Raw genomic sequence first — 26,284 nt, 5'->3', positions numbered from 1 at the left:
GGAACGGCATGAGTGCCCAACTGCGCGACACGGCAACGGAGTTGGCCCGCCTGCTGTGGCGCGAGCACACGGTCTACCGCGAACGTTCCGGCGGCGTCGTCATCCGGGGCGAGCACGTCCGCCGCTGGATCAGCCTCCAGCCGGCGGGCGGCCGGGACGAGATCCTCCTGCGTGCCGGCCGCCTCCTCGACGGTGGTACGACAGCGCCCGCCCGCTCCGAAGCGCTGGCCTCGCACTCGTTCACCACCGCCGAACTCGCCACCGTCTGCCGCCGGCTGCTCGCCGAGGCGGCCGACGAGCCCGTCTCGGTGTCGCCCCAGGCGGGATCAGGACAGAAGAGACGCACCGCCCCCCGGCGTGAACGCGTCACGCGCACAAAGCGCGCGCTCCGCACCGGCCGTCCCGCGCGAGCCGCACGGACACGGCGCCGCGGGCGGCACACCGGCCTCGCCTCATGGGTGACCCTGGCCTGCGTCGCGGGCGTGTTGGCCGTCTACCTCCACAACATCGGCCTCATCGGCGGCTGAACGGCACGGCCGGGAAACGCCGTTCACCGCGGTGGTGACGGATCGCCGCATTGACCGCCTCCTCCCGTATACCCGACGATCACAAGGTAGGTGCTGGATACAACTTGTTCCGGTCGGCGCACCGTCCCCTGCCCGGCCGGAGGACAGGAGGAGCCATGTGTGGCATCACCGGCTGGATTTCCTTCGACCGAGACCTGCGCCACGAGCGGGACACCCTGGACGCCATGACCGAGACGATGGCCTGCCGCGGACCGGACGACCGCGGCGTCTGGGCCGCCGGTCCCGCCGCCCTCGGCCACCGCAGGCTGGCCGTGATCGACCTCCCCGGCGGCCGGCAGCCGATGACCGCGTCCACCGACGGCGGCACCGTCGCCCTCGTCTACTCCGGCGAGACGTACAACTACACGGAACTCCGCGCAGAACTCCGCGCTCTCGGCCACCACTTCACCACGGACTCCGACACCGAGGTCGTCCTGCGCGGCTACCTCCGGTGGGGAGCCTCCGTCGCCGAACGGCTCAACGGCATGTACGCCTTCGCCGTCTGGGACGAGCGCGACCGGCGGCTCACCCTGATCCGCGACCGCATGGGCATCAAGCCGCTCTACTACCGGCGCATCCCCGACGGCGTCCTGTTCGGCTCCGAACCGAAGGCGATCCTCGCCCACCCCCGCGGGGGCCGCACGGTCGGTCTCGACGGCCTTCGGGAGATGTTCGCCCTGGCCAAAACGCCCGGACACGCCGTGTGGGACGGGATGAACGAGGTCGAGCCCGGCACCGTCGTCACGGTCGACCGGGACGGCCTGCGCTCCCGGACCTACTGGCAGCTCGAAACACGCCCGCACGAGGACGACCGCGACACCACCGTCGCCCGGGTGCGCGAACTCCTCGACGACGCTGTCCGCCGCCAGCTCGTCTCGGACGTACCCCTGTGCACCCTGCTCTCCGGCGGCCTCGACTCCTCCGCCATGACCGGGCTCGCGGCACGCAGGCTCGCCGAGGACGGCGATCGGGTCCGCAGCTTCGCCGTGGACTTCCTCGGCCAGGCCGAGAACTTCGTCGCCGACGAACTGCGCGGCACCGCCGACACGCCCTACGTCCACGACGTGGCCCGGCTGACCCCCACCGACCACCAGGACATCGTCCTGGACTCCCAGGCGCTCGCGGAACCCGGTGTCCGCGCGGCAATGATCCGCGCCCGGGACATCCCCATGGGCTTCGGCGACATGGACACCTCCCTGCTCCTGCTGTTCCGGGCGGTCCGCGAACACTCCACCGTGGCGCTGTCGGGGGAGTCGGCCGACGAGCTCTTCGGCGGCTACCTGCAGTTCTTCGACGAAGAGGCCCGCACCGCTGACACCTTCCCCTGGCTGGTCAGGATCGCCGAGCAGTTCGGCGACGACGCCTCGCTGCTGCGGCCCGACATCGCCGCGGCACTGGACCTGCCCACCTACATCAGGGACCACCACCGCGGCGCCGTCGCCCGCGTCCAGCGTCCCGACGGCGAGAGCGACTTCGAGTACCGGATGCGCAGGATGAGCCATCTGCACCTCACCCGCTTCGTACGCCTCCTGCTCGACCGCAAGGACCGGGCCAGCATGGCCGTGGGACTGGAGGTCCGGGTCCCGTTCTGCGACCACCGGCTCGTCGAGTACGTGTACAACACGCCCTGGTCACTGAAGTCCTTCGACGGCCGCGAGAAGAGCCTGCTCCGCGAGGCGACCGCCGATGTGATTCCCCGGTCCGTGTACGACCGGGTCAAGAGCCCCTACCCCTCCACGCAGGACCCGAAGTACGCGAGCGCCCTGCGGGACCACGCCGGCGCGCTGCTCGCCCGCCCCGGGCACCCGGTCTTCGACCTCGTCGACCGGGACCGGCTCAGGGCCGTCGCGGAGTCCGACGCCCCGCTCACCACACAGGCGTCGCGCCGCGGCCTGGAACGCGCCCTCGACCTCGCGCTCTGGATCGACCTGTACTCCCCGTCCCTCCCATGACCGGGGGCCTGACGGGCGGGGCCGCGTCTCATGCCTCGTCGAGCGCCCCGAGCAGCCGCAGGGCCTCGGCCCGCAACCGGCCGAGGTCGACGTCGTCGCAGTAGACCTGCAGACCGAGGGAGGTCATGTCGGGCCGGCCGGAGAAGGCGAAGTACGACTGGTACGACAGGTACGGCCGGAACCCGTCGGACGGGTCGCGCCCCACGGAGAGGGTGGCGAAACGCACCTCCTCCATGGGGCCCGAGACCATGGTCCGGGTGGTGGTCTCCGACAGTTCGAGGTCCCGCTCGTAGAACCCGGCCCTCGGCGGCAGTTCCAGAACCGCCTGGGCGAACTCACGCACGTGTGAGGCGTCGTCGAAGGGCAGCAGCTCGCTGAAGTCGGGCAGGGCGGCCACCAGTAGCCACCGCCGGCCCGTCTCCGACGGCTCGTACGCCACCGACAGCGCCGAGCTGCCCCGTGCCTCCGGGTCGTCCCGCCACGCGTAGATGAACACCTGCTCGAAACGCATGCCGACAGTATCGCCGCGGCCGGCTCCGGGCGGCGCGCCCCGGTCAGCCCCAGCTCTGGGCGTAGTGCGCCCGGAAGTCCTCCCGGTCCGCTCGCCCCGACCACAGCCGGCGCACGCCCAGCAGCACCAGGACGCTGACGGCGATGACCCCGACACCTGGCACGAACAGCTGGTAGTCCACGATCCCGGTGACGCCGCTCCGTGCCGCCCCCGGCACCGTGGCGGTGCCCGGCACCGCCTCGGCGGGCGCCGGCGGAGGCGGCGGCGCGGCGCCCTGCCGCCTCATCGCGGTGTTGCCGTCGATGACGCGTACGCCGAGGGCCTCCATCGCCGTCGTGACCGGCTGGAAGAACGTCACTCCTCCGGTGTTGCAGTCCCCGCTGCCGCCGGAGGTCACCCCGAGCGCCAGGCCCTGCGCGAGCAGCGGACCGCCGCTGTCACCGGGCTCCGCGCACACCGTGGTCTCGATCAGGCCGCGTACCGTCCCCTCGCGGTAGTTCACCGTCACGTTCAGCGCCGTCACCTTGCCGGACCGCAGGCCCGTGGTGCTGCCGCTCCGGAACACCTGCTGGCCGACCACGGGATCGGCCGCACCGATGACCGGCACCCCGCGGCCCTCCCCGATGTCCACGACGTTGGTGCCGTCGAACGAGTCGGCGCCCTCGTACCGCACCAGGGAGAAGTCGCCGCCCGGGAAGCTGCCCGCCACCGTGGTGCCGACCCGCCGGCCGCGCCCGACGTCCCCGAACCACGGTGTGCCGACGGGACCGCAGTGACCGGCGGTCAGCACGAAGTTCTGCTTCCCGTCGGTCACGTTGAAGCCGGCGGAGCAGCGGTCGCCACCGTTGAAGATGGGCGCGGCCCCGTTCACCCGGGTGGTGAAGGCGCCCTTCGTCCGCTCCATGTGTACGGCGCCCCCGGACCGTTCCGCCATGCGTGACATGCGTGACCAGTCACCGGCGGAGACGGTGCTGTCCGCGTACACCCGCACGCGGTTGGAGGAGTAGTCCACCGCCCACGCCGTGCCCGGCACACGCGGAGCCTGCTCCAGGGCACGTGTCGCCGATCGGAGGTCCCGCATGCTGTACCGCTTGACCTCGGCCCGGGCCCCGGCTCGCCGTACCTCGTCGGCCGCGCCCTCGTCGGTCACCGCGACGACCGGCCGCCCGTCGGAACCGATCCAGGTTCCCGCGGTACGGGACGGGCCCAGCTGTGCGACCAACCGCGTCCCGAGCCCGTCGGGCGCGGACTCGGCCGCCGTCACGGCGGGCCGTGCCGGCGCCTGCCCCGCCACGGCGTTCGAGACCATCAACCCACCGCAGAGCACTCCTCCGACAGCGCCCAGCTGAACCATCCGCCGCAGGCCGCGCCGCCCATGCCGCCTCATCTCCGGCCCCCAATGCCGTACCCGCACCCGTACCCGTCTCGTGCGTCGTCCTGGTCACGGGGCCCCGTGCGACAGCAGCCCTCCTCCCATACGTGGCGCCCGGCCGTACGGTTCAGCCCGAGGACGCCGGGGACGGCACACGGCCCACAAAGGTGTCGGTCAGCCTCATCAGCCGCTCGCGGGCTGCGATGTCGTACGCCTGCTCATGGGCCCGGGTGTCGGTGAACTGGTCGAAGTAGCGCCCCGTGGTGGACGCGAGGCCCGGATCGAGCAGCAGCCTGACGGTCGGCCGCACCCCCTCCTCGACGCTCGTCACCGGAACGAGGCCGTACTCGCGCACCCCGTCGGTGTCCATGAGGTGGGCGGGGTGGAGGGTGTTGACCGTGACACCGGTGCCGTCGAGTTCGGCGGCCAGATGGAACGTCGCCATGATGAGGGCGAGTTTGCTGCGGCAGTACGCGCGCAGCCCCTCGTAGTCCCGCTCCAGCATGAGGTCGTCGAAATCGACGGTCTCCTGGCCGATCGAGGCGACGTTGACGACCCGCGCCGGCACCGAGGCGGTGAGCAGCGGCAGCAGACCGCGAGTGAGGGCGTACGGGGCGAGGTGGTTCACGGCGAAACGCAACTCGTGGCCCTGGGCGCTGACCTCCCGTTTGTGCGGTTCTGCCCCGCCGCCGGCGACGGCGTTGTTGATCAGCCCGTCGAGCCGGGGCTCGGCCGCACGGATCCGGTCGGCCATCGCGTGTACCTGGTCGAGGTCGCCCAGATCGGCGAGGTAGGTACGGACCGTGGTGCCCGGAGCGGCGGCCCGCACCTCGGCGGCGACGCGGTCGAGGCGCTCCCGGTCGCGGCCGTGCAGCAGGAGCCTCCCGCCCCGCGCCGCGAGGTCGAGTGCCAGGCCTCGGCCCATGCCCTGGGTGGCTCCGGTGATCAAAGTGGTGCGCTGTGTCATGCCCTCAGCCTGGCAGCGGGGAGCGGCCGCACCGAGTGTGAACCGGTCCTGGTGTTGCGACCACCAGGCTCCGGGGCCGCACCCGCAGTTCCGGCGCGCCGGAAGCCGCGCCCAAGCGGGCTCCCGGCGGTGGCACAGCGCCCGTCACTCGAAGCGGGCGGGATCGCCCGCGCCCCGGCGCACGATCTCGGCCTCACCGCCGGAGAAGTCGATGACGGTCGTCGGCTCGGTTCCGCAGTCGCCCGAGTCGACCACGGCGTCGACCACGTGGTCGAGCCGTTCCTTGATCTCCCAGCCCTGCGTCAGCGGTTCGTCCTCGTCGGGCAGGAGCAGTGTGCTGGAGAGCAGCGGCTCACCGAGCTCGGCGAGCAGCGCCTGAGTGACCGTGTGGTCGGGGATCCGCACCCCGACCGTCTTCTTCTTCGGGTGCAGCAGCTGGCGCGGCACTTCCCTGGTGGCGGGGAGGATGAAGGTGTAGCTGCCGGGCGTGGCCGCCTTGACCGCCCGGAACACATCGTTGTCGACGTGCACGAACTGGCCCAGCTGCGCGAAGTTCTGGCACACCAGTGTGAAGTGGTGACGGTCGTCGAGGTTCCGGATCGACCGGATCCGGCCCAGCCCGTCACGGTTCCCCAACTGGCAGCCCAGCGCGAAACAGGAGTCCGTCGGGTACGCGACGAGCCCGCCGCCGCGGATGAGCTCCGCGACGCCGCTGATCGTGCGCGCCTGCGGGTTGTCGGGGTGGACGTCGAAGTACTTTGCCATCCGCCGAGCCTACGGGACCGGATCACCTGCCTCCTCCCGTACGCCGGGGTAACCCGCTTGCCGCCGGTGGGCCCCGCTGACAGGGTCTGCGCCATGCGCACATCCCCGCCCCCGACGGAACCCGGCTCGCCCACCACGTGTTCGGGGAGGGCCGTCCCGTGGTCTGCCTCCCCGGCGGACCGATGCAGGCCTCCGCGTACCTCGGCGACCTCGGCGGCCTCTCCGCTCACCGCCGGTCGATCATGCTCGATCCGCGCGGCACCGGCCGGTCCGCGACGCCGGACGACCCCGCCTCCTACCGTTGTGACCGCCTCGTCGACGACGTGGAGGCCCTCCGGGAACACCTCGGCCTGGAACGCATGGACCTGCTCGCACACTCCGGGGGGCACTAATCTGGCGCTGCTGTACGCGGCCCGCCACCCCGACCGCGTTGCCCGGCTGGCCCTGATCACTCCCAGTGTGCTGGCCGCCGGGATACCCGTCACCCCGGACGTCCGGCGCGAGACCGCGCTGCTCCGGCGGGGCGAGCCGTGGTTCCCCGAGGCCCTCGAAGCCCTCTTCGCCGACAGCGCGACGGCCGAGGACGTACGGGCCGTCGCACCGTTCTTCTACGGCCGCTGGGACGCGACGGCCCGGGCCCACCGGGCTGCCGAGGACGAGCAGCGGAACGCGCGGGCCGCATCCGTGTACGCCTCCGAGGGCGCCTTCGACCCCGAGGCCACGCGCGCGGCGCTCGCCCGGTTCGGGGGGCCGGTGCTGTTGCTCGCCGGGGAGGTCGATCTTAATGCGCCGCCGCCCGCGACGGCCTCGCTCGCCGGGCGCTTCCCGGACGCCGAGCTGGTCGTCCGGCCCGGAGCCGGACACTTCCCCTGGCTGGACGACCCCGACCGAATCGTGGCGATCACCTCGGAGCTCCTGGGATAGGTCGCCGTCCACCGGGTACCCGCCGCTGCGTGCCCAGCACGGCAAGGATCTGCCGTGCACCCGCAACCGACGGACACGAGGAGTCACGGATGAGCACGGTGAAGGAGACCATAGAGGTCGAGGTCCCCGTTTCCACCGCCTACAACCAGTGGACGCAGTTCGAGGAATTCCCGGAGTTCATGGAGGGAGTCGAGAGGGTCACGCAGATCGACGACCGGCACAACCACTGGATCACCAAGATCGGTGGCATACGCCGTGAGTTCGACACCGAGATCGTCGACCAGTTCCCCGACGAGCGGATCGCCTGGCGCACGATCAGCGGTGACACGGCCCAGAAGGGCATGGTCAGGTTCGAGCGCCTGGACGACACGCACACCCGCGTGGAGCTGGTGATGGACGTCGAGACGACCGGAGCCGCCGAGAAGGCCGGAGCCATGACCGGCACCATCGACCGGCGCGTCAAGGGCGACATGCGGCGGTTCAAGGACTACATCGAGACCCGGGGCGGCGAGTCCGGAGGCTGGCGCGGCCGGATCAAGCCGGTATGACCACGGGGCCGGACACGGCTCGGACCCGAGCTCCTCTTCCAGCCGCTCGGGCCCGGGCCCTCCGGCGGCCGGCGCCGCGTGCACCGGCCGCCGGAGGGCCCCGGTGGACGGGAACGCCCGGGGTGGGCCGGCGCCCGGTGAGTCGGCGGGCGTGAACCGGGTACGCGTACTGCCGGAGGACCGGAGTTGTGGAGATCGGCGACTGGCTACTGACACCCGGCGAACGCGGCAACCGCGCGACCCGCCTGGACGACCGCCGACCGGACCGGAAGGCCTGGTCGGACGGCAACCACGTCCGGCCTCTGGTCCACGGCGCGACGTACTTCGAGGAGCTCTACGCCGCCGTCCGCGCCCTGCGGTCGGGGGACCTGGTCCTCTTCACCGACTGGCGCGGCGACCCGGACGAACGGCTCGACGGCCCCGGCAGCGAAGTGGGCCGCGTCCTGAGCCGCGCCGCCGAGCGCGGCGTCATCGTCAAGGGCCTCGTCTGGCGCTCCCACCTGGACCGGTTCCAGTTCAGCGAGACCGAGAACCGCCACCTCGGCGCGGAGATCGAAGCGGCGGGCGGCGAGTGCCTGCTCGACATGCGGGTCCGGCCCGGCGGCTCCCACCACCAGAAGCTCGTCGTGCTCCGCCACCCCGGCCGACCCGAGCTCGACATCGCGTACGCCGGAGGGATCGACCTGTGCCACAGCCGCCGTGACGACGCCGAACACCGCGGCGACCCGCAGGCCCTGCCCATCGCCGACGCGTACGGACCGCGCCCGCCCTGGCACGACGTCCAGCTCGCCATCCGGGGACCGGCCGTCGGCGACATCGAGGCAACCTTCCGGGAACGCTGGGACGACTCCGCCCCGCTCAGCCGCAGCCCGGTCACCCGCCTGCGGGAGCTGCTGCACCACGAGGACATCCAGGCGGACACGCTGCCGCCCCAGCTGCCCGACCCCGAGCCCTGCGGCACCCACACCGTCCAGGTCCTGCGCACCTACCCGAACCGGCTGCTGCGCGGCTACGACTTCGCCCCCGACGGCGAGCGCAGCATCGCGCGCGGTTACCTCAAGGCCGTGCGGCGCGCGAGATCCCTCATCTACCTGGAGGACCAGTACCTGTGGTCCCCGCACGTGGTGGAGTGCTTCGCCCGCGCCCTGGCCGCGAACCCCCGGCTGCGCCTGATCGCGGTCGTGCCCTCCCTCCCGGAACAGACCGGCCGGATCACCCTTCCGATGAACCTCGTCGGCCGGATCACGGCCCTGGACAGGCTGCGCAGGGCCGGCGGCGACCGCGTCGCGGTGTACGGCCTGGAGAACCACGCCTCCACCCCGGTGTACGTGCATGCCAAGGTGTGCCTGATCGACGACGTGTGGGCCTCGGTCGGCTCCGACAACATCAACCTCCGCTCCTGGACCCACGACTCCGAGCTCAGCTGCGTCGTGCTGGACCGCACGCTCGACCCGCGCGAGCCGTCCGACCCCGCGGGACTGGGGGAGGGCGCCCGCCGCTATGCCCGGGACCTGCGCCTGCGACTCGCCCACGAGCATCTCGACACCGCGCCTCCCGACGACCCGCGCGCGCCCGATCCCCTGTGCGTCCCCGAGCAGGCGTTCGAGACCTTCGCGGCGAGCGCCGCCGCCCTGGACGCCTGGCACGACCGGGGCCGCTCCGGTGACAGGCCGCCCGGACGTCTGCGCGCGTACCGTCCGCCGCCGCTGTCCCGTACGGCCAGGACCCTGTCCATGCCGCTGTACCGGGTCGTGGTGGACCCGGACGGCCGCCCGTTCGGCCTGCGGCGCCGCAACGCGTACTGACGTCCCTGGGCACGCTCGGGCCGAACATCCGCCGGAGAGAAAATGTAAGGACTGCGTCAGGCATGCGCTCCTAGACTCCTGCGCATGCCTCTCACAGCCGACGGCGCGGACGCGCCGGCCCGCCGCCGCAGGCTGCTGGCCGATCTCACCCCGCTGAAGGAGTCACCGCACTACCGGCGGCTCTGGTTCGGCAACACGGTCTCCTGGGTCGGTCAGGGCATGACCGCCCTGGCCGTCTCCCTGCAGGTGTACGACATCACCCGCTCCCCGTTCGCCGTGGGGCTGGTCGGTCTCTTCTCGCTCGTCCCACTCGTCGTCTTCGGGCTCTACGGCGGAGCCGTCGCCGACACCGTCGACCGGCGCAAGCTCGGGCTCGTCAGCGCAGGCGGCTCGGCCGTACTGTCCGTCGTACTCGCGGCGGCGGCGTTCGCCGGATTCCACCGGGTGGGCTTCCTCTACGCGATCGTCGCCCTCCAGTCGGTGTGCGCCGCGGTCAACGCACCGGCGCGCAGCGCCATGATCCCCCGACTGTTGCCGCCCGAGCAGCTGCCCGCGGCCAACGCGCTCGGCTCGATGACGATGACGTTCGGGACGCTCGTGGGGCCGACCCTCGGCGGTCTGATCGTCGGCTTCGGCGGCTACCAGACCGCGTACCTCGTCGACGCCGTCGCGTTCTGCGCCGGGCTCTACGCCATGTGGCGGCTGCCGGCCATGCTCCCGGACCGCGCCGGCACCACACGCGCCTCCGTCCTCGACGGGCTCCGCTTCCTGGCCACCCGCCCCAATCTGCGCATGACGTTCTTCTCCGACTTCTGCGCGATGATCCTGGCCCACCCCCGCGCCCTGTTCCCGGTGGTCGCCGTCGTCTGGTACGGCGGCGACGCCCGTACCACCGGACTGCTCGTCGCCGCCCCCGCGGCCGGCGCGCTGCTCGGCGGCGTGCTCTCGGGCTGGCAGGGACGGATCAGACGGCACGGCGTCGCCATCGTTCTCGCCGTCGCGTCGTGGGGCACCGCCATCGCCGTCTTCGGGCTGACCCGCAACCTCTGGCTCGGTGTGCTGCTCCTCGCCCTCGCCGGGTACGCCGACACCGTCTCCATGGTCTTCCGCAACACCATGCTCCAGGCCGCCGCCCCCGACGAGATGCGCGGTCGGCTCCAGGGCGTCTTCATCGTCGTGGTGGCCGGCGGGCCGCGGCTCGGCGACTTCCTCGCCGGGGCGGTCGCCGGCCTCACCTCCCCGGCCGTCGCCATCACCGGCGGGGGCGTCGCCTGCGTCCTCGCCGTGACACTGCTCGCCCTGCGCTCCCGCCGCTTCCTCCGGTACGACGCCCGCAGTCCCACCCCCTGACCGGCTCCCTCCCCGCGGCCCGCAGTCCTCCTCACCCGCTTGGGCTCGCCCGGGTCGCGGACCCCGGACCGCCCGGATCTTCTGGTGTGCATGAGCGACAGCGGTGACGATCGGCTCTCCGGCAGAGAGCGCAGCGAGCTGGACGAACTGCGGCAGCGGGTGATCGCCCTGGAGGGCACCGAGGAGTCGCGGGCCCCCCGGCACCATCCGTTTCGCACACTCGGCTCGGTGCTGCTGATCCTTGTCGCCGCACTGCTGTCACTGCTGTCCGTCGTCGCCGTGTGGGCGAACAGCATCGTGCAGGACACGGACCGCTACGTCGAGACGGTCGGGCCGCTCGCGAGCGATCCCGATGTGCAGAAGGCGGTCACCAACCGGGTCACCGGCGCCGTGCTGGCACAGGTCGACGTGGACGCGCTGGTCAAGCAGCTCACGGACGCGGCCGCGCAGCAGGGTGTCCCGCCGCGGGTGACCCAGCTGCTCGGTGAGCTCGACGGCCCGATCGAGAGCGGTCTCAAGCAGCTGGTCAGCGGCACCGTGGAGCGGGTGGTGACCAGCAGCGCCTTCGAGACGGTGTGGGTGAACGCCAACCGCAGGGCGCACACGGCGTTGGACGAGGCCCTGACGGGCCAGTCCGACAGCGCGGTGAAGCTGGAGAACAACCAGGTCGTCGTCGACCTGGGGCCGATCGTCGCCGACGTCAAGAACCAGTTGGTCGAGGCCGGCTTCGGGCCCGCCAAGAGGATTCCGGCCGTCCGCACGAACTTCGTGGTGTTCGCGTCGGAGGACGTCGGCGAGATCAAGACCTATGTGAGAGTGCTGGAAATCCTCGGCGGCTGGCTGCCCGTCATCGCACTGCTGTTCGCGGCCGCCGGAGTGTACGTGGCCTACAACCGCCGGCACGCGTTGATCGGGGCCGCACTGGCCGTGTTCGTCGCCATGCTGGTTCTCGGGATCGGCCTCACCGTCGCCCGTGACGTCTACCTCGACCGTCTGCCCCCCGGGGTGTCCCAGGCGGCCGCCGGATCCGTGTACGACGCCCTGGTGAAGTTCCTGCGGGCCGGCGTGCGTGCGCTGGCCGCAGTGGCCCTCTTCACCGCCGCCGGCGCCTTCCTCGCCGGCCCGTCCCGGATCGCCGTTCTCACGCGCACCGGCTGCCGGAGGAGCATCGGCGGTCTGCGCGACGTGGCGGCGTCGGCGGGGCTTCGTCTCGGCGCGGTCGGGCGGTTCGTCCACCGCTTCAAGCGCTGGATCGGGGTGGTCATCCTGGTGGCCGCGGCGGTCGTCCTGTTCACATGGAGCTACCCGACCACCGCGGTCGTGGTGTGGACGGCGGTGATCACGCTGGCGGCCTTCGCCATCCGGGAATTCCTCGACGACGACGGCTCGGCACCGTCCGCCGGCCCCGGCCCCGCCGCTGGCCCCGGCACCGGCCCCGCCGCCGGCGCCCCCTGACCCGGCTCGCCGGGAGCGCCCCGCGGGGATACGTTGAGTGAGAAAAGCCCGTGACCCGCCGTCCCGTCGGCACGAGCCCCGCAGACCCGGCGGGGACGGGGCATACGCCGGGAACAGTGCTCGGTACGCCCCGCTCGCGGCGACGGCCGGGACACGGCCGACGACTCTGTCGCGCGCCGGAGCGGTGGTCCACCCTCGACGGCCCGTCGCCGTCGCCCTGCGCACGGGCGACCCACCTTGGAGCCGCTGCCATGACGGAGAACCACCTGGACGGCCGTGAGTTGCGGCACCGCACCCCGCAGGAGCGAGCCGCGCTCGGCAAGGCGGCGCGGGCCGACGTACCCCGCTCCAGCCACGCCGACTTCGCGCCGGGGCCCAAGCGTCCGGACCCGCTGGAGATCATCGAACGGCAGTCGGCGACACGGCTGCCGGAACTCGTGCCGATCCGCTACGGAAGGATGTCCGAGTCGCCCTTCCGGTTCTACCGGGGGGCCGCCGCCATCATGGCGTCGGACCTCGCGGAGACGCCGAGGACGGGGTTCAGGACGCAACTGTGCGGGGACGCCCACATGCTGAACTTCCGGCTGCTGGCCTCGCCCGAGCGCCGCCTGATGTTCGACATCAACGACTTCGACGAGACACTGCCGGGGCCCTGGGAGTGGGACGTCAAACGCCTGGCCGCCAGCCTCGTCATCGCCGGCCGGTCGAACGGTTTCAGCACCAAGGAGCGGGCCTCGATCGTACGGACCACCGTGCGGTCCTACCGCGAGAACATGCGCGCGTTCGCCGGTATCGGCAACCTGTCCGTCTGGTACGCCCAGTTCGACGAGAACTGGGTACGGGAGCGCTTCGGGGCGGACCTGTCCGCGCGGGGCCGCGACCGCTGGGAGCAGGCCGTCACCAAGGCGCGGTCGCACGACGTCCTCCAGGCTTTCGACAAACTCACCCAGGTCGTCGACGGCGAGCGCCGCATCATCTCCGATCCGCCGCTCATCACCCGTCTCGAGGATCTGCTGCCGGACGACCGGCGCGGCCGGCTGGAGCGGCAGATCGGCCGGCTGATCGAGCGGTACGGCAAGACCCTGCAGTCGGACCGGCGGTTCCTGCTGGAGCAGTACAGGGTGGCGGACATGGCGCGCAAGGTCGTCGGCGTCGGCAGTGTGGGCACCCGCTGCTGGATCATCCTCCTGTTGGGGCGGGACGGTACGGATCCGCTCTTCCTCCAGGCCAAGGAGGCCGACGAGTCGGTGCTGGCGCCCCATGTCGGGGGAACCGCGTACCCGACGCAGGGCGAGCGGGTCGTCGCCGGGCAGCGGCTGATGCAGGCCACCAGCGACATCTTTCTGGGCTGGGAGCGGGTCGAGGGGATCGACGGCCGGCGGCGGGACTTCTACATACGGCAGTTGCGGGACTGGAAGGGGGTCGCCGTGGCCGAGGACATGGTGCCGCGGGGCATGCGCACGTTCGGTGCCCTGTGCGGCGCGACGCTGGCCCGCGCCCACGCGAGGTCCGGCGACCGTATCGCCATCGCCGCCTACCTGGGCGGCGGCGACGCCTTCGACCGGGCGCTGGTGACGTTCGCCGAGCGCTACGCCGACCAGAACGAGCGGGACCACCAGGCCCTCGTCGACGCCGTCGGCACGGGAAGGCTGCCCGCGGAGGCCGCCTGAGGAGGCAGCCGCGTCCCGCGCTCGCCCATGCCCCCGCGGACGGCCGCGGGGCCGGTACCGGGCCACGCGCTGTGCCGCGTCCGCACCGTACGAACCACTTCGAGGCGGCCGGACCGCGGCCCGGCGCCGGTGAAGCGGTGAGCGGTCCAGGGCCCGTCTTCGGCCATCTCCTCGCTCACCGCGAGACCCTCGGCCCGCCGGCCGACGACGTGCTGCGGCCCCAGATGGCCGCCCAGCACGCACCGGTGACCCGTTCGGTATGCGCCCCTCTGCGGAACGCCGGATACCGCCATGGCCGATTGACGCTCCTCCTTTTGGCGGGCGGCTCGCTCACCTGGTCGGATGGGTCACGTCCCAATCAGCAGCTCTACAGGAGGAATTGTGCGACGGCTACGAACCGCTGCGGCATTCGTTCTCGCGGCCACGGCGGTGGTGGGTGCGGCCGGAACGGCCGAGGCCCGGGAGGTTTCGACGGCCGGGGCCGAGGCGGCCTGCTCGACCGCGTGGGGCAGCCTCACGAAGTCGGGCGGCGAGGGGCAGGCCAAGCCCTTGACCAACATCACGACCAAGCAGGACAGGTGCTTCGACCGCATGGTGTTCGACACCGGCGGTGTGACGGGCAAGCTCGGCCACCACGTCGGCTACGTCGACGCCTTCCACCAGGACGGTTCGGGCGACCCGATCCCCGTCAAGGGCGGCGCGATCCTGCAGATCTTCGTGTCCTCGCCCAGCTACAACCCGGCAACCGGCAAGCCGACCTACGCGGGGAAGGCCGGCCAGCCGCTTCCGGGCGTCAACATCACCGGGTACAAGACGTTCAAGGACACCCGGTTCGGAGCCAGCTTCGAGGGCCAGACCCAGGTCGGTCTGGGCCTCCGGGCCAAGCTGCCGTTCCGGGTGACGCAGTCCGGCGACAAGCTGATCGTGGACGTGGCGCACACCTGGTGACACCGTTCCGTGGGGCCGGCGCGCGACAGCACGCCGGCCCCACGGGCATTCACGGGCACCGCACGGTCAGACGCCGGGGCGCAGCCGTACGGGCAGTACCCGGTGGCCGTTGCTGATCAGCGAGGGCAGCGGCTCCAGCTCGTCGACCGGGACGGCCAGTTCGGCCTCGGGGAACCGGTCGAAGAAGGCCTCCAGCGCGGCAGCGACCTCCAGGCGCGCCAAGGGGGCTCCAAGACAGAAGTGGACGCCGTGACCGAAGGCGAGATGCTCCTTCGAGACACGGGTGACGTCGAAGACGTCGGCGTCGGCTCCGTGCCAGCCGGGGTGGCGGTTGGCGGCGGCGTACGAGGCGAGGATCGCCTCGCCCTTGGCGATGAGCTGCCCGTCGGGCAGCGGGATGTCCGCGACGGCGTAGCGCAGCGGCAAGTGCTTGGCGGCCGGTTCGTGCCGCAGCGTCTCCTCCACCACGGCGGTCCAGTCGGCGCGGCCGGCGCGGATGTGGTGGAGCTGCTCACGGTCGGTGAGCAGCGCCGTGATGGCCTGGTCGATGACGTTCACCGTGGTCTCGTACCCGGCGCTGATCATCAGCAGGAGGGTGTCGCGCAGCTCCGGCTCGGTCAGCGCCGAGCCGTCCCCGTCCTCGTCGCGCGCCGCGATGAGCAGGGACGTCATGTCGTCTCCCGGCTCCGCCCGCTTCTCAGCGACGAGGCCGTCCAGGACGGCGTAGAGCCGCTCGGTGTTCTCCGCCGCCTGCTCGGACGTCAAAGTGGTGTCGAAGACGTTGTCGACGAGCGTACGGAAGCCCTCTCGACGGCTCTCCGGAAGGCCCATCAGATGGCCGATGACGGCGATGGGCAGCGGAGTCGCGAGCTTCTCGCGCACATCGGCGGGCTCGCCGGCGGGTGTCGCCTCCAGGTCGTCCAGCAGCCCGGCCACCAGATCCTCGACGGTGGTCTTCAGCGCGGCGACACGGCGGGCGCTGAACGCGGGCGCGACCAGCCGGCGCAGCCTGCGGTGATCGCTGCCGTAGGCGGTGAACATGTTCGTCACCGCGACCCACAGCGCGAGCGGCCACGTCTCCACGGCGCTTGCGAACCCCGGCCAGTGCCGCCGGGCGTCCTTGGACACATCAGGGCTGGTCAGCAACTCCTTCAGCAGGAAGGGGTCCGTGACCGACCAGGCCTGCACGCCGAGTATGTCAACGCGTGCCGCCGCGCCCCGGGCGCGCAGCAGCCGGTGCTCGCCGTGCCGGTCGGCGCCGGTGGGGTCGAGAACGATCGGGGCTGATTCCTGGGCCACGTGGGACTCCCTCACAGGTGTTGGGCAAGAGGTGACACATTGTCACACTGCCCTATCGGCAGGTGGTCGCGCCCCGTTTTCGAGCAACTCACGCTGGCGGAACGGCGATGCCGCCGATGCTGCCGGACCCAGGGTGCCCCCGGCCGTGTCCGGCCCCGCCGGGGCAGAGGGGCATGGCCCAGGGTGACGTGCAGGAGAACGGAACGTACAGGCCCGCCGACGCGAGGACGGCGAACAGCACCAGGAGCGGGCCGGGGACCGGCACAACGCCGGCCACGGCGAGGACCGTCAGGGCGTGGGACCATCCCGTCACCGGGAGGTGGCCGAAACGGGCGGCGAGCTTCTCGCCCGTCACGGTGCCGACCCCGCGGCCGGCAGCGAGGACGAACGTCGCGAGCGCGCCCGGCACGGCGCCTCCACCGCGCTCGTCCGCATACCGCCACCACCGCGCTCGTCCGCATACGCGCGATGAACGCGCTCAGCCGGGCGACGACGAGCGGGCGGCACACGATCGCGCCGGGCACCCGCAACACGAACGACGCCCAGTCGTCGTCCCGGCCGGATCCCCTGACCGTGTGGACGGCCCCCGCGCCCGGGCGTCCCTCCGCCGCCCTCGCGCCACGGCGACGCACCGGCGCGGCACCGGCCAGGACGGGCGCGGGCAGCGGCGGTGCGACGCGCCAGCGACCCCCGTCGCCCTTCGCTGCGGCTGGTCCTCCACGAGCGCCTTCACCGATGTCTTCCGCCGCGCCCGCGGCCCCACCCCATAACCCGCGGCCGCCTCCCCTGACGGGACCGCCGGCAGATCCGGAGCGTGCGGATCCGGCCATCCCTCCGCGAGACCGGCGGACGACCGGAGTGGGTTCCGGGACGCTGGGTAGCGGAAGCCCTGTCGGAGGCGACCGGCGCCTCGCGTCGTGGAAGGAGATCCGCCGTGCTGATGGCCCACCCCGCGGTCCTGAGCAACCTGATCGAGCAGTACGAGGCACTGCGGATCCTGCACGCCGAGAACGGTGGACCGGAGGTGCGCCAGCGGATGGAGGACATCGCCTACACCCTGTGCGTCTCCACCGGCACCCGCGACATCGAGGCCGCCCTCATCGCGGCCCGCTACCGGCTGCCGGGTGCGCGACCCGAGGACGACTCACTGCTCACGGTGTGACCGTCGCCGGGCCGCGTGGGGCTGCCCGCCCCCGCGGTGGCCCCGGGGCGCCCGACCGAGGCCCATGAGCGAGATCCGTCCGCGGGGCGGCCCCTCACCCGGAGGCGCCGGTGGCGCACAGCGACGTGCCGGACGTACCGACCGCGGGCGCCGGACCGGTCGGGCCGCCCGCCGCCGCGGAGCTGCGCCGGCAGGGCTTCGCCCGCCGGATCGTCGACCGGCCGGCGACCAGGCGGCCTTGTGCGAAGGCCCGGAAACGCAGCCGCACGCTGGAGACGCGGGGACCGCACGGGCGTGGTACGGGCCACGCTCGGGCCCGCCATGCCCCTGCCCGGCCGGCTGACGCACACCTCGGCGGCACCGAAGAGCGGCGCATTGATCTGGCACCTCCGCAGGACGTCCCGAACGGTTTCGCGGCCCTCCCGCCGTACGAGACCGAGTGGATCACCGAGGGGTTCCTCGCCCGCTTCGGCGCCCCCGTCGAACGCGGCACCGCACGCGGTTCCTTCACCCAGGACCACGACGGCGTGACCAGCCGGCCGGTCACCGCATCCGGCGTGGAAGAGGAGTTCCGCACCCGTTCCCTCGTGGGCCGGGACGGCGCGCACCGCACGGTCCCCATCGCGCGGACCCATCTCCGAAGGAGGCGCGTTCCCCCAAAGAGCGCATGCTCGCCGACGCACGGGTCTGCATCCCGCTCCCCGGCACACACCGCTTCCGCATGCCGCTGCTCGTGCCGCCCGAGCTCTCCGCCACGCGACGGAGGGCTCGGGCTCTCCGCCGCGCGACGGAGCCGGGGCGGTGGCGCGAACGGAGCGGCGCACGGCCGGAAGGCGGCCGCACCCCCGACGCTCGGCCCCATACGCTCGGCCACACGCAGGCCGTCCTCGACCGGTTGTCCCTACAGCCGACGACCACCTCCACTTGCGCTGATCCTCGGTCTTCCGGATCAGCGACCGACTGGTGAACCGCTCCGCGGACGGACGGGTGTGGCTGACCGGCGACGCCGCGCACATCCATTCCCCGACCGGCGCGGGGGATGAACACCGCTGTCCAGGACGTCGGCAACCTGGCCCGGAAACGAGCCTTCGTGATCGCCGGAGCAGGACACCCCGCGCTGCCCGCGCGTGACGACGCGGAGCGGCGGCCGGTCGGCGGAGAGGTCGTCGGACGCACCGTCAGACAAGCCGAGACGGGTCAGCCAGGCGGATCCGGCCGGCCCCGGGGACCGTGATGCCGCGCGAGGCACAGCTCCCGGTGGGCCCACCGGGGCAGCGTCGCTCGACCGCGGACACGCACCGCCGCCCAACGCGAACGGCTGGGGAGCCGGAGGGTTCCGGCGCCGACGGCGCGCGACGGCGCGTTCGGCGCCACCAAGTCCTTCCCACAGTCACCTCGTTGTCGCGCGGGCGAATGGAGGCCCGCGTGGTCCCCGCCGCGGACGCACCGGCCTACGGCGCACCGGCCTACGGGCGCACCGGCGTGCGGGGCTCACGTCGCGCCCGCGCCGGCCGTCGGCCCGGCCCGAACTCCGGTGTACCGGGACGGTGAGGCCGGTTCCCGCGGATCCACGGGGTGGGCACCGCGGCGGCGTTCGTGAACCGTCCCAACGGTTACCGGGGGCACGCATCAGCCCGCCGAACGCGGAGGAGCCGGCCGGGCACCTCGCCGGGGTTTTCGCGGAAGCCGAATGAGAAGAACCGCCGCGGGCTCCGTATCACTGCACAAGGAAAACCCGTGGTCTCGGCTTGGCGGAACCCGCTGAGAAGAATGCGTCCACGCGTCGTCAATCCTCGCGGCACACGGGGTGATTGACACCGCGGACGTCGAGGAGGAACACCGGTGCACGTGAATGACAAAGAAATGGAGAGGCCTCCCGGTTCAGGAACTGAATGGGCGTCCCTTCCCATCATGAGGTCTTTCCAGCAGTTGCTGGACGACATCGACCTGGCTCGCGCGGAGCTCCGCCGGACCGATCTGCGGCTGAGCGAACCCCGCCCGCGGCACACCGATGTCGTGGCCCCTCCGCTGCCCCCGCACCCGCCCGTCGTGGAGCCGCTCTGGGCACGTGGCGAGACCCCGGCCGGCGTCACCGCCCGGGCTACGGACAGCCGGCCCTGGCCGGAGGACACCGCGGCCGCGCCCGCGGCCCCGCCCCCGCTCCTCGTGGGAGTACCGGGCAGAGGGCGGCGGGCCGCAGCGCGCCCCGTCCTCACCCGAGGGCGCTATGTGGCCGCGTGCGGCGTCGGCGCGGCGAGCGGCCTCATGATCGCCTCCTCGATGCTCGACCAGGGCCCCACCGAGCCCGTCCCGACCGTGCCGGCGGCGCGGCCCGGCCATGCGATGCCCGGCACCCCCGGCGGCCCGGGCGAGTCGCCGGCCAGGACCGGCAAGGCCGCCGCACCGGAGCACGAGAGCCACCGCCAACAACGGCCCGACCAGCAGGAACATCGCCTGCGGATGCCCCGCGTCCACGGCGACGGCGAGAGCGGCACGCACTACGACGTCCAGATCCGGACGGGTGCGGCCCGGTTCCAGGGGCCGTCCGGCAGCGCGCCGACCGCCGCCTGACCGCTCGTACACGAGATCACCGCTCGGCCGAACAAGACGCGAGCGGCGCGCGTAATGCACGTAGAGCACGACCGAACCAATGGACCGACGGATGGGGGCGGATGCGATGACGACACCGAAGAGGACCGAGAATGCGACAGGCGGCACCGGCGAGGCGGACCCGGGCATGACGAGAGGGGCCGGCGATACCGGCGACACACGGCGGACGTCCCGGCGGTCGGGACGCAAGAGCCTCGCGTGGCTGATGTGCGGCGCGCTGGCGGCAGGCACGCTCACCGCTGCCGGCGTCGCGGCGCTCCAGCCGGGGACCGCACAGGCCTCCAGCCACCGCGAAGCCCCGCTGATCTCCGGACAGCCGCAGTACGACACCACCGACGTGTACGCCTTCGTGAGCCCCGACCACCCCGACACGACCACGGTCGTGGCGAACTGGCTGCCCCTGCAGGAGCCCGCGGGCGGCCCGAACTTCTACCCCTTCGCCACCGACGCCCGCTACGACCTCCACGTCGACAGCGACGGTGACGCCCAGGACGACCTGCTGTACCGGTTCACGTTCAAGGACCACCGCAAGAACGAGAACACCTTCCTCTACAACACGGGCCCGGTCGAGAGCCTCGACGACAAGGACCTCAACTTCACCCAGACCTACGACCTGGAGCTGCAGCGGCTCAAGAACGGCAAGGTCGCCTCCCGGCACAAGCTGGCGGAGCACGTGCCCGTCGCCCCGTCCAACGTCGGCAAGGCGTCGATGCCCGACTACCAGAAGCTCCGCGACCAGGCCGTCCGTGAGGTCCCCGGCGGGCTCAAGGTGTTCGCGGGCCAGGCGGACGACCCGTTCTTCCTCGACCTCCGCGTCTTCGACCTGCTGTACGGCGGGAACCTCTCGGAGGTCGGCAACGACACCCTGGGCGGCTTCAACGTCAACACGATCGCCCTCCAGGTGCCGAACAGCTATCTGCGGGAGTCGCACGAGCAGCCGGTCGTCGGCATCTACGCGACGACGGAACGGCAGAACGCCGCCGGTGAATGGACCAGGGTGTCCCGCCTCGGCATGCCGCTGGTCAACGAAGTCGTCAACCCCGTCAAGGACAAGGACAAGTTCAACGCGTCGTCGCCCGAGAACGACGCCGACTTCCTGAAGAACGTCACCGAGCCCGAATTGCCCAAACTCGTCGAGGCCATTTACAAGATTAAGGCCCCGGCAGAGCCCCGTGACGACCTCGTTTCGGTATTCCTCACCGGCGTCAAGGACCTCAACCAGCCGCCGAAGGTCAAGGCTTCGGAAATGCTGCGCCTCAACACGTCCGTCAAGCCGGCCGCCGAGCCCAAGCGCCTCGGCGTGCTCGACGGGGACAACGCGGGCTTCCCCAACGGGCGGCGGCTCTCGGACGACGTGATCGACATCGCGCTCCAGGTCGTCGAGGGCGAGCTGGTCGGTGCGAAGAACGACCTCGGCGACGCCGTCGACGCCAACGACAGGGACTTCGGCAAGACCTTCCCGTACGTCGCGCTGCCCACCGCCGGTTCCGACACCCGGGCGGCGGCGAACGCGGGCACGAAGAGCGCCAACGGGCTCACCGGCGGAGCGTCGATCTTCGGCGGCACCTGGGACAACAACACCGTGATGCTCGTCTCGGCCACGTCCGGCGCCGCCGGTGTGCTGGCGGTCGGCCTCGCCATGTTCTGGCTGCGGTCCCGCCGCCGCCCCGCCGGACGCCGCTCCTGGCTCGGCTGACCCGGCCGGAACGACAGCAGGACTGCTCCACCGAGAACGAGGAAGGCAGGATCGATGCCTGGAGGAAAGCCGCGGCTCGTCCGAGCGGCAGTGCGGGTGCGTGCGCGTGCCGGTGCGCTCGTGTGCGGCCCGCAGCGCGCCCGGCGCCCGGAGCACCCCCCGGTGACAGCACCGGGGGAGCACCCCGAGCCGGGGCCAGGGACGGCCCGGACCGCACAGGCGCGGCCCGGGGCGGAGGCGGCGAACGGGCAGGGGCCGCGGCCGGCGGCAGCGCGCGAGCCCGCGGCAGCGCCGGAACCGGACTCGCGGCCGTCGCCGGAGACGCAGGCAGGGCTGATCCCTGCGCGCTCCCGGCGGCGCACCGTGGCCGGCGCGGCCGTCCTCGCCCTGGTGCTCACCGGCGCCCCGATCGCGTTCGGCGCCGACGCCGCCCCGGACCCCGGCCCTCCGGGGCGGGGCGCGCCCGCGCTCGCCTCCGGGGTCTCCGTCGAGGGACTCGCGGCCGGCGACCTGACGCGGGGCATCGAATCCCTGCAGAAGCACCTCAAAGACCAGCCCAAGGACGCCACCGGGTGGGCCACCCTGGGCGCGGCCTACGTCGAGCAGGCCCGCACCAGCGGTGACCCCACCCGGTATCCGCAGGCGGAGAAGGCGCTGGAACGCTCGCTGCGACTGCGCCCCGCCGGCGAGAACGACGCGGCGCTCGCCGGGCAGGCCGCGCTGGCCGCCGCCCGGCACGACTTCACCACGGCGCTGGAGCGCTCCGACCGGGCGCTGAGGGTGAACCCCTACAGCGAGCGGGCACTGGCCGGCCGGGTCGACGCCCTCGTCGAACTCGGCCGCTACGCCGAGGCCCGGCAAGCGGTGCAGGAGGCCGACCGGCGCCGCCCCGGCATCCCCGTCTTCACCCGGTACGCCTATGTGCTGGAACTCCACGGCGACGCGGCCGGGGCCCGCAGGGTCCTGCTGCGGGCCCTGGACTCCGCGACCGGCGGCGCCGACGTGGCCTACGTCGCCACGGCGCTGGGCCAGTTGGCCTGGAGCCAGGGACAGTACCCGCAGGCTCTGACCCACTACGCGACGGCACTGCGCGCCGACCCGGCGTACGTGCCGGCGCTGGAGGGCCGGGGCCGCACCCATGCCGCCCTGGGCGACACCGGGCGCGCCCTGACGGACCTGGAGGAGGTCGTACGCAGATATCCGCTGCCGGGCCCGCTCGCCGCGCTCGGCGAACTGCGCGAGGCGACGGGCCGGCCCGACCGGGCGGACGAGCAGTACAAGCTCGTCGGCACGTGGACCCGCCTGGCCCGCGCCAACGGCGTCGCGAGCGACCTGGAGTCGGCGCTCGTCGAGGCCGACCACGGAGACGTCCGCGCGGCGCTCGCCTCGGCTCGCGCCGAATGGTCCCGACGACACACGGTGCACACGGCGGACGCCCTCGCCTGGGCCCTCCACGTGAACGGCAAGCACAAGGAGGCACTCGTTTACGCGAAGCAGGCGACGGCCGGCTCACCCGGATACCGCAACGCCTCCTTCCTCTTCCACCGCGGCATGATCGAACACGCGCTCGGTGACGACGCCGCCGCGCGCCGTCATCTGAGCGACGCCCTCGACCTGAACCCCGCCTTCTCGCCCACCGGTGCACCGGAGGCCGCGGCCGTACTGTCCCCGGCGGCGGCGCGGCAGACGGACGGCGCGAAGCGGGGTACCTCGTGAACCGGCGCAGCACCGTACGCGCACTGGCCGTACTGGCGGCCGGAGCGGCGATCGTGCTGGTTCCCGCACAAGCGGCCCAGGCACATCCGCTGGGCAACTTCACGGTGAACCAGTACGACGGACTCGTCGTCGCCCCCGGACAGTTGCGGGTCGACCACATCGAGGACCTGGCGGAGATCCCCGCCGCCCAGGAACGCTCCCGCATTGACACCGACGCCGACGACACCCTGACGGCGGGGGAGTTGTCCGCGTGGGCGCAGAAGCGGTGCCGCGCGGCCGCGGCCGGCGCCTCCCTCACGACAGGCGACGACGGGGCACGGGGCAGGGCCGTACCCGTCACAACGGGCTCCGCGCGGGCCGAGGAGCAGCCCGGCCAGGCCGGACTGCGCACCCTGCGCGTGAGCTGCGCGCTCACCGCACCGCTGCCGCGCGGAGAGCAGCTCCGGATCTCGTACCGACCCGCCGACGCCGCCACCGTGGCGGGATGGCGGGAGATCACCGCCCAAGGTGACCGGATGACTCTGGAAGCCTCGGACGTACGCCAGGACTCCACTTCACGGCGGCTGACCGCGTACCCGGAGGACCTGCTCTCCTCGCCGCCGGACCAGCGCTCGGCCGAACTCGACGCCCGCCCGGGCGGTCCGGCGCTCGGCGGCGCGGTGGGTACCGCGGAGACCGAGGGGGGCGACAGCGTCGGTTCCCCGGTGGCGGGAGTGCTGCCGCGCGGCGCGGACCGCTGGGCCCAGGCCCTCACCGGTCTGGTGTCCCGGCACGAACTGACCGTCGGCTTCGGCGCGCTCGCGCTCGGCGCGTCCCTGCTGCTGGGCGCCATGCACGCGCTGGCACCCGGCCACGGGAAGACCATGATGGCCGCCGCGGCCACGGCGGGCGGCCGCAAGTCGGTGCGCGACATGCTCGCGCTCGCCGCGTCGGTGACGATGACCCACACCCTGGGTGTCTTCGCGCTCGGAGCGCTGATCACCGCGGGCTCGGCTGCGACACCCACCGTCGTGTCCTGGCTGGGCGTCACGAGCGGCACGCTGGTGGCCGTGATCGGGGCACTGCTGCTGCGCAGGGCGTGGCGGCGGCGGAACGCCGTCCATACGCACGGCCACGGACACAGTCACGGCCATGATCACAACCATGATCACGGCCGTGATCACGAGCATGCTCACGGTCACAGTCACGGCGAGGGAGAGGAGCACGACCGCGCCCACGGTCAGAAGCACGCCCACGGTAACAAGAACGACCACGGACACGATCACAGCCACGGCGAGAGCCACGACCACGACCACGGCCACGGTCACCACCACGGCCACAGCCACACCCCGCCCGCTCCGGGGCTGCGGGGCGTCATCCTCATGGGCCTGGCCGGCGGGCTGGTCCCGAGTCCCTCCGCCGTCGTCGTCCTGGTCGGGGCCGCAGCCCTGGGGCAGGCCTGGTTCGGGTTCCTCCTGGTCATCGCCTACGGCGCCGGACTGGCACTGACCCTCGCGGCGGCCGGGTTCGCGGTCGTCCGGTTGCGGGACACCACGGCGCGCCGCCTCGCGATGCGCCCCCGCGGCCGCACACTGACGCTGGTCCGCCGTACCGCCCCGTTCGGCTCGGCGGCCGTGGTGCTCGCGCTCGGCTGCGGACTTCTGCTGCGCGGGGCGACAGCCGCACTCGGAGGTGCGTAATCAAGTTTGACTAGTTGGTGAAAGGGGAATACAGTCCAGGACGTTGGTCGAACTTGATGAGGGGGTCCTTTTGACCGTTCTGCCCGACACCGGCTTCATTCCTTCCGAGGAGGACCGGGCGAGCCTGGACGCATGGTTCAGCGAGTACGACGCCGCCAGCGCGCGGCGCGACATCGCTCGCATGGCCGACATGGCGGTGTTCCCGCTGAATCTGGTGAGCGACGACTCCGCGGGCGACGGGCGCACCGCCCAGTGGACCCGTGAGCAGTTCGTCGAGACGATGACCCACGTCATGAGCGAGGGTGGCGACGAGGAGATCTCCTTCGAGTCCAGCCGGACCCCGGTGTTCCTGAGCTCGTCGGTGGCCGTGGTCTTCACCGACTCGACCATGACCGTGGCCGGGGAGAAGCGGCAGTTGCGCTATGCCGACATCCTCGTCCGGCAGGGCGGCACCTGGGCGTTCCAGACGATGATCCAGAGTGGCTGGGGCGACGCCCTGGCCTGACGCTCCGAGCGGTCTCCGCCCCCTGTGCGGCACCCGGCCGTGCTCCGGTCACCCCCGGAGCACGGCCGGCCGCATGTCCGCGCCCGCGATCCCGCGTCGGGATCGCGCCCGCGCCCCCGCCTCAGTGGCGCAGGGGACCTAAGCTTGTGTCCCGCTGCGACTGCGACTGCGACTGCGACCGCCAACGCGACCGCGGCCGCCGACTCCGGGAAGAGGTGCACGGTGCGCGACTGGCGAACGGAACTGGGGCTGGAGCCGCACCCCGAGGGCGGCTTCTTCCGGCGCATCTACACAAGTCCGCACACGCTCGAACTGCCCCACGGCACCCGGCCGGCGGCCACCTCGATCCACTACCTCCTCACCATGGACCAGCCCCGTGGCAGGCTCCACCGCAACCGCAGCGACATCCTGCACTTCCTCACCGACGGCGGTCCCGTCCAGTACGTGACGGCGGCGGACGACGGCGCCGTCGAGCACATCACCCTGGACCCGGCCGGGCGGACGTTCCTCCTCGTGCCGGGCACGGTGTGGAAGGCGTCCCGGCTCGTCGACGGCGCGACGCACGCCCTCGTCGCGGAGGTGGTGACGCCCGGATTCGACTACGCCGACCACGAGTTCGCCGACGACGACACCTTCCGGCACCTACCCGACCTGCGCCGCAGGCTCGCCGGCTTCCTGTCCTGAGCGGAACCAGCCGACCATCGCACGGTACTCGGCGGCCGGCTCGTCGAAGGGAGAGGCCCAGTCGCCCTCGTCCCGCTCCGCCTCCCATGCCAGGTGCCGG

General features: G+C 72.5%; 21 protein-coding genes and 3 pseudogenes. 18 read left to right on the top strand and 6 right to left on the bottom strand.

Annotated elements, in window-relative coordinates; translation table 11 throughout:
- Window positions 1–8 precede the first annotated feature (8 nt).
- Both ACY34K_RS16140 and asnB read left to right on the top strand, forming a co-directional pair.
- Window positions 9–527 carry a hypothetical protein gene (locus tag ACY34K_RS16140; RefSeq protein WP_462747443.1) on the top strand — a complete coding sequence of 173 codons (519 nt, stop codon included), beginning with the start codon at window positions 9–11 and terminating at the stop codon, window positions 525–527.
- Between the two features lie 155 nt (window positions 528–682).
- Window positions 683–2,518: an asparagine synthase (glutamine-hydrolyzing) gene (gene asnB / locus ACY34K_RS16135; protein ID WP_462747441.1), complete on the top strand. Its 1,836-nt coding sequence runs from the start codon at window positions 683–685 to the stop codon at window positions 2,516–2,518.
- A 28-nt stretch (window positions 2,519–2,546) separates the two neighbouring features.
- Here asnB and ACY34K_RS16130 read toward each other — a convergent pair whose 3' ends face one another.
- The 4 genes from ACY34K_RS16130 to ACY34K_RS16115 form a co-directional block, all read right to left on the bottom strand.
- Entirely contained in the window at window positions 2,547–3,029 is a 483-nt protein-coding gene (locus ACY34K_RS16130) for a hypothetical protein (RefSeq protein ID WP_462747440.1), read from the bottom strand.
- A 43-nt stretch (window positions 3,030–3,072) separates the two neighbouring features.
- Complete coding sequence (locus tag ACY34K_RS16125; RefSeq protein ID WP_462747438.1) at window positions 3,073–4,416, bottom strand: S1 family peptidase; 1,344 nt, start codon at window positions 4,414–4,416, stop codon at window positions 3,073–3,075.
- 112 nt (window positions 4,417–4,528) lie between these two features.
- Window positions 4,529–5,368: an SDR family NAD(P)-dependent oxidoreductase gene (locus ACY34K_RS16120; RefSeq protein WP_462747437.1), complete on the bottom strand. Its 840-nt coding sequence runs from the start codon at window positions 5,366–5,368 to the stop codon at window positions 4,529–4,531.
- Window positions 5,369–5,512: 144 nt separating this feature from the next.
- Complete coding sequence (locus tag ACY34K_RS16115) at window positions 5,513–6,133, bottom strand: L-threonylcarbamoyladenylate synthase (protein WP_462747435.1); 621 nt, start codon at window positions 6,131–6,133, stop codon at window positions 5,513–5,515.
- Window positions 6,134–6,234: 101 nt separating this feature from the next.
- Between ACY34K_RS16115 and ACY34K_RS16110 the strand changes: the two are divergent.
- The 7 genes and pseudogenes from ACY34K_RS16110 to ACY34K_RS16080 all read left to right on the top strand — a co-directional run bounded on the left by ACY34K_RS16110 (window position 6,235) and on the right by ACY34K_RS16080 (window position 14,833).
- Window positions 6,235–7,057: pseudogene (locus ACY34K_RS16110) on the top strand (alpha/beta fold hydrolase).
- A gap of 89 nt (window positions 7,058–7,146) precedes the next feature.
- Window positions 7,147–7,605 (top strand): SRPBCC family protein, encoded by a 459-nt coding sequence (locus ACY34K_RS16105; protein ID WP_462747433.1) that lies wholly within the window; start codon window positions 7,147–7,149, stop codon window positions 7,603–7,605.
- Window positions 7,606–7,793: 188 nt separating this feature from the next.
- Window positions 7,794–9,410: a phospholipase D family protein gene (locus ACY34K_RS16100; protein WP_462747431.1), complete on the top strand. Its 1,617-nt coding sequence runs from the start codon at window positions 7,794–7,796 to the stop codon at window positions 9,408–9,410.
- Window positions 9,411–9,494: 84 nt separating this feature from the next.
- Entirely contained in the window at window positions 9,495–10,760 is a 1,266-nt protein-coding gene (locus tag ACY34K_RS16095) for an MFS transporter (protein ID WP_462747430.1), read from the top strand.
- A gap of 90 nt (window positions 10,761–10,850) precedes the next feature.
- Complete coding sequence (locus ACY34K_RS16090) at window positions 10,851–12,215, top strand: hypothetical protein (protein WP_462747427.1); 1,365 nt, start codon at window positions 10,851–10,853, stop codon at window positions 12,213–12,215.
- A 251-nt stretch (window positions 12,216–12,466) separates the two neighbouring features.
- Entirely contained in the window at window positions 12,467–13,885 is a 1,419-nt protein-coding gene (locus ACY34K_RS16085) for a DUF2252 domain-containing protein (RefSeq protein ID WP_462747424.1), read from the top strand.
- A gap of 381 nt (window positions 13,886–14,266) precedes the next feature.
- On the top strand, window positions 14,267–14,833 hold the full coding sequence (locus tag ACY34K_RS16080; protein ID WP_462747422.1) for an AMIN-like domain-containing (lipo)protein: 567 nt from the start codon (window positions 14,267–14,269) through the stop codon (window positions 14,831–14,833).
- A 66-nt stretch (window positions 14,834–14,899) separates the two neighbouring features.
- Here the strand turns inward: ACY34K_RS16080 and ACY34K_RS16075 are convergent, their stop codons facing one another.
- On the bottom strand, window positions 14,900–16,132 hold the full coding sequence (locus ACY34K_RS16075; RefSeq protein ID WP_462747420.1) for a cytochrome P450 family protein: 1,233 nt from the start codon (window positions 16,130–16,132) through the stop codon (window positions 14,900–14,902).
- Window positions 16,133–16,220: 88 nt separating this feature from the next.
- Window positions 16,221–16,541 (bottom strand): hypothetical protein, encoded by a 321-nt coding sequence (locus ACY34K_RS16070; RefSeq protein WP_462747419.1) that lies wholly within the window; start codon window positions 16,539–16,541, stop codon window positions 16,221–16,223.
- 525 nt (window positions 16,542–17,066) lie between these two features.
- Between ACY34K_RS16070 and ACY34K_RS16065 the strand changes: the two genes are divergently transcribed.
- The 9 genes and pseudogenes from ACY34K_RS16065 to ACY34K_RS16025 all read left to right on the top strand — a co-directional run bounded on the left by ACY34K_RS16065 (window position 17,067) and on the right by ACY34K_RS16025 (window position 26,184).
- A complete protein-coding gene (locus ACY34K_RS16065; RefSeq protein ID WP_462747417.1) occupies window positions 17,067–17,294 on the top strand; it encodes a DUF5133 domain-containing protein in 228 nt (75 codons plus the stop codon).
- Window positions 17,295–17,404: 110 nt separating this feature from the next.
- A pseudogene (locus tag ACY34K_RS16060) lies at window positions 17,405–17,899 on the top strand (FAD-dependent monooxygenase); the annotation flags it as partial.
- A gap of 358 nt (window positions 17,900–18,257) precedes the next feature.
- Window positions 18,258–18,528: pseudogene (locus tag ACY34K_RS16055) on the top strand (FAD-dependent monooxygenase).
- A 677-nt stretch (window positions 18,529–19,205) separates the two neighbouring features.
- The gene (locus tag ACY34K_RS16050) at window positions 19,206–19,865 is read left to right on the top strand and encodes a hypothetical protein (protein WP_462747414.1); all 660 of its coding nucleotides are present in this window, start codon (window positions 19,206–19,208) and stop codon (window positions 19,863–19,865) included.
- Window positions 19,866–20,031: 166 nt separating this feature from the next.
- Window positions 20,032–21,600, top strand: a complete 1,569-nt coding sequence (locus ACY34K_RS16045; protein WP_462747413.1) for a DUF4331 domain-containing protein — start codon at window positions 20,032–20,034, stop codon at window positions 21,598–21,600.
- 363 nt (window positions 21,601–21,963) lie between these two features.
- The gene (locus ACY34K_RS16040; RefSeq protein ID WP_462747410.1) at window positions 21,964–23,316 is read left to right on the top strand and encodes a tetratricopeptide repeat protein; all 1,353 of its coding nucleotides are present in this window, start codon (window positions 21,964–21,966) and stop codon (window positions 23,314–23,316) included.
- On the top strand, window positions 23,313–24,995 hold the full coding sequence (locus ACY34K_RS16035) for a HoxN/HupN/NixA family nickel/cobalt transporter (RefSeq protein WP_462747408.1): 1,683 nt from the start codon (window positions 23,313–23,315) through the stop codon (window positions 24,993–24,995). The genes ACY34K_RS16040 and ACY34K_RS16035 overlap by 4 nt, the downstream gene beginning before the upstream one ends.
- Before the next feature lie 70 nt (window positions 24,996–25,065).
- Window positions 25,066–25,500, top strand: coding sequence for a nuclear transport factor 2 family protein (locus ACY34K_RS16030; protein ID WP_462747406.1), 435 nt, complete (start codon window positions 25,066–25,068; stop codon window positions 25,498–25,500).
- A 222-nt stretch (window positions 25,501–25,722) separates the two neighbouring features.
- A complete protein-coding gene (locus ACY34K_RS16025) occupies window positions 25,723–26,184 on the top strand; it encodes a cupin domain-containing protein (protein ID WP_462747404.1) in 462 nt (153 codons plus the stop codon).
- Window positions 26,185–26,284: the final 100 nt, after the last annotated feature.

This window comes from Streptomyces sp. STAM6 (assembly GCF_054963715.1).
Note: the sequence above shows the minus strand (reverse complement) of the source record. Positions and strands in the feature narration are given on the sequence as shown.

Bases quoted from the DNA above. Each gene is read 5' to 3' on its own strand.
- ACY34K_RS16140 (WP_462747443.1), top strand. From the start codon at position 9: ATGAGTGCCCAACTGCGCGACACGGCAACGGAGTTGGCCCGCCTGCTG.
- ACY34K_RS16095 (WP_462747430.1), top strand. From the start codon at position 9,495: ATGCCTCTCACAGCCGACGGCGCGGACGCGCCGGCCCGCCGCCGCAGG.
- ACY34K_RS16085 (WP_462747424.1), top strand. From the start codon at position 12,467: ATGACGGAGAACCACCTGGACGGCCGTGAGTTGCGGCACCGCACCCCG.
- ACY34K_RS16120 (WP_462747437.1), bottom strand. From the start codon at position 5,368: ATGACACAGCGCACCACTTTGATCACCGGAGCCACCCAGGGCATGGGC.
- ACY34K_RS16130 (WP_462747440.1), bottom strand. From the start codon at position 3,029: ATGCGTTTCGAGCAGGTGTTCATCTACGCGTGGCGGGACGACCCGGAG.
- ACY34K_RS16115 (WP_462747435.1), bottom strand. From the start codon at position 6,133: ATGGCAAAGTACTTCGACGTCCACCCCGACAACCCGCAGGCGCGCACG.
- ACY34K_RS16090 (WP_462747427.1), top strand. From the start codon at position 10,851: ATGAGCGACAGCGGTGACGATCGGCTCTCCGGCAGAGAGCGCAGCGAG.
- ACY34K_RS16045 (WP_462747413.1), top strand. From the start codon at position 20,032: ATGACGAGAGGGGCCGGCGATACCGGCGACACACGGCGGACGTCCCGG.
- ACY34K_RS16105 (WP_462747433.1), top strand. From the start codon at position 7,147: ATGAGCACGGTGAAGGAGACCATAGAGGTCGAGGTCCCCGTTTCCACC.
- asnB (WP_462747441.1), top strand. From the start codon at position 683: ATGTGTGGCATCACCGGCTGGATTTCCTTCGACCGAGACCTGCGCCAC.
- ACY34K_RS16125 (WP_462747438.1), bottom strand. From the start codon at position 4,416: ATGAGGCGGCATGGGCGGCGCGGCCTGCGGCGGATGGTTCAGCTGGGC.
- ACY34K_RS16050 (WP_462747414.1), top strand. From the start codon at position 19,206: ATGAGGTCTTTCCAGCAGTTGCTGGACGACATCGACCTGGCTCGCGCG.